Consider the following 2,946-nt stretch of genomic DNA (forward strand, 5'->3'; position numbering starts at 1 on the left):
GGCAACCAGCGCGTGGCGGCGCCCGCACCGGCCGCCCCGGCCCGCGACGCCACCGCCGAGGCGGTGATGGCCGCCGTCCGCCAGCAGGCGCGGCAGAACAACGCGACCCCGCCCACGCCCGCGACGCCGCCGGCGCCCGCCGCCCCGGCCGAGCCGAGCGCGTCCGAGGCGACCTCGCTGCCGGTCGGGCCGCCGCTCTCGAACTCCGAGAAGGACGGGCTGAAGCTCGCCGTGCAGCGCTGCTGGAACGTGCCGGCGGGGCTGCGCGACGCGCAGGAGCTCAAGGTGACGCTCGCCGCCGAACTCGCCGCCGACGGCGCGGTCATCAACGCCTCGATCCGCCTGATCGAGCCGCGCAACCCGCCCGACCCGCGCTTCCAGCAGGCCTTCGAGGCCGGGCGGCGGGCGCTCATCCGCTGCGCGCCCTATTCGCTGCCGCGCGAGAAGTACGGCCAGTGGCGCAACATCGAAGTCGTCTTCAATCCCGAAGGAATGGTGTCATGGTAGACCGGCTCCGCCGCAACCTCCTGATCGGCGTGCCCGCGGCGCTGATGCTGCGGCCGTTCGCCGGCGCGGCCCAGGCGCCGCTCAGGATCGAGATCACCGAAGGCGTGGTCGAGCCGATGCCGTTCGCGGCGCCGGGCTTCGTGCCGGACAGTGCGGCCGCGGCCGATCTCGCCGCGCGCATCACCCAGGTGGTGATCGCCGATCTGACCGGGACCGGGCTCTTCCGCGAGATCCCGAGCGCGGCGCACATCGGGCGGATCTCGAACTTCGACGCGCCGGTCGCCTTCGCCGACTGGAAGGCGATCAACGCCCAGGCGCTGATCACCGGCGCGGTCGGGACAAGCGGCGACCGGGCGCAGGTGCGCTTCCGCCTCTGGGACGTCTTCGCCCAGCAGGGGCTCGGCGAGGGGCTGAAGTTCGAGGGCGCTGCCGCGAGCTGGCGCCGGCTCGCGCACAAGGTGGCCGACGCGGTCTATTCGCGGCTGACCGGCGAGAGCGGCTATTTCGACAGCAAGGTCGCCTTCATCGCCGCCTCCGGGCCGAAGGACGCGCGGCGCAAGCAGCTCGCGATCATGGACTACGACGGGGCCAACGCGGTGATGCTGACCGACGGCAGCGCGCTGGTGCTGACCCCGCGCCTGTCGCAGAGCGCGAGCCAGGTGCTCTACACCAGCTACGAGCGGGGCGCGCCCAAGGTGATGCTGATGCAGGCCGGCGGCGGCAGCCGCACCGTCATCGACGACACCTCGGGGATGACCTTCGCGCCGCGCTTCTCGCCCGACGGCAAGCGGGCGATCTTCTCGAAGTCGGTCGGCACCGGGTCGGACATCTTCGTGAAGAGCCTCGGCGGGCGCGGCGAGACCCAGCTCACCCGCACCTCCTCGATCGACACCGCCCCCTGCTTCTCGCCCGACGGCAACCAGATCGTCTTCGAGAGCGACCGCGGCGGCACGCAGCAGATCTACGTCATGCCGGCCTCGGGCGGCGAGGCGCAGCGGATCAGCTTCGGCGCCGGGCGCTACGCGACCCCGGTCTGGTCGCCGCGCGGCGACATGATCGCCTTCACCAAGATCGACGGCGGGCGCTTCCACATCGGCGTCATGCGCACCGACGGCTCGGGCGAGAAGCTGCTGACCGGCAGCTACCTCGACGAGGGGCCGAGCTGGGCGCCGAACGGACGGGTGCTGATGTTCTTCCGCGAGAGCCCGGGCTCGGGCGGCGGTCCGCAGCTCTATTCGGTGGACATCACCGGGCGTAACCTGAGACAGGTGCCGACGGCGGGCTTCGCCTCCGACCCCTCGTGGTCGGGGCTCCTGAGCTGAGCGAGAGGAAGGACGAGAGGATGAGGAAGGTCACGATCCTGGCGCTGGCGGCCGCAATGCTCGCCGCCGCCGGCTGCGCGCGCAACAGCGACGTCACGGTCCCCGACGCCGGCTACAGCGGCGGCGCGGGCGGCCTCGACGGCGTCGGCACCGGGCCGCTCGGCGCGTACGGCGGGACGCTGCCCGGCAGCAACATCAGCGACCGGGTCCTCTTCGCCGTCGACCAGACGACGCTGAGCGCGGAGGCGATCGGCATCCTCAACGCCCAGATCGGCTGGCTGAAGCAGAATGCCACCAGCCCGATCCTGATCGAGGGCCACGCCGACGAGCGCGGCACCGGCGAATACAACCTCGCCCTCGGCTCGAGCCGGGCGAGTGCCGTCCGCAACTACATGGTGAGCCAGGGCATCCCGGACAGCCGCATCTCGATCATCACCTACGGCCGCGAGCGGCCGGTCGCCACCTGCGACAACGAGAGCTGCTGGTCGCAGAACCGGCGCGCTGTCACCGTTGTGACTGGCGGCGCCGGGGCCTGATGCGCTAGAGCGGGCGCTGGCATGGAGATGGCGATGCTCACGGTTCGGCGGATCGGGGTTCTGGTGCTGGCGGCGGCGCTCGCGCTCGCCCCCCCCGTCCTCGCGCAGGACAAGCGCACGCTCGCCGACGTGAAGGCGGAGCTGAGCGTGCTCAGCAACCAGATCCAGCAGCTCCGCGACGAGCTGGTGCGCACCGGCGCCGCCGGCGGCCTTCCAGCCGCGCCGGCGACCGCGCTCACCCGGCTCGACCAGCTCGAGGCCGAGCTCCGCCACCTGACCGACCGGGTGGACGTGCTGACCAACGACGTCATCCGCATCACCGAGGACGCCACCAACCGCGTCGGCGACATCGAGTTCCGCCTGACCGAGCTCGAGGGCGGCGACACCAGCGTGAAGCCCGAGCCCGCCCCGCTCGGCGGCGGCGTCACCCGCCCGCGGGCGCGCCCGGTCTCGCCGGCCGCAGCGGCGCCCGGCAGCGGCTCGCTCGCCGTGGCCGAGCAGGCGGACTTCGACGCCGCGGTCGCCGCGGCCGCCGCCGGCGACAACCAGAAGGCGGCCGATCTCTTCGGCCAGTTCGTGCA

2 protein-coding genes and 2 pseudogenes are annotated in these 2,946 nt (G+C 72.8%); all 4 read left to right on the forward strand.

Going from position 1 to position 2,946, the window contains the following annotated elements:
- A pseudogene (locus Q0112_RS02565) lies at positions 1-507 on the forward strand (hypothetical protein); the annotation flags it as partial.
- A complete protein-coding gene (gene tolB, locus Q0112_RS02570) occupies positions 501-1,829 on the forward strand; it encodes a Tol-Pal system beta propeller repeat protein TolB (protein WP_297970988.1) in 1,329 nt (442 codons plus the stop codon). The pseudogene Q0112_RS02565 and the gene tolB, both read left to right, overlap by 7 nt.
- 20 nt (positions 1,830-1,849) lie before the next feature.
- Positions 1,850-2,365: a peptidoglycan-associated lipoprotein Pal gene (gene pal, locus Q0112_RS02575; protein ID WP_297970992.1), complete on the forward strand. Its 516-nt coding sequence runs from the start codon at positions 1,850-1,852 to the stop codon at positions 2,363-2,365.
- Between the two features lie 33 nt (positions 2,366-2,398).
- Positions 2,399-2,946: pseudogene (locus Q0112_RS02580) on the forward strand (tol-pal system protein); the annotation flags it as partial.

This window comes from uncultured Amaricoccus sp. (assembly GCF_937858865.1).
GTDB lineage: Bacteria > Pseudomonadota > Alphaproteobacteria > Rhodobacterales > Rhodobacteraceae > Amaricoccus.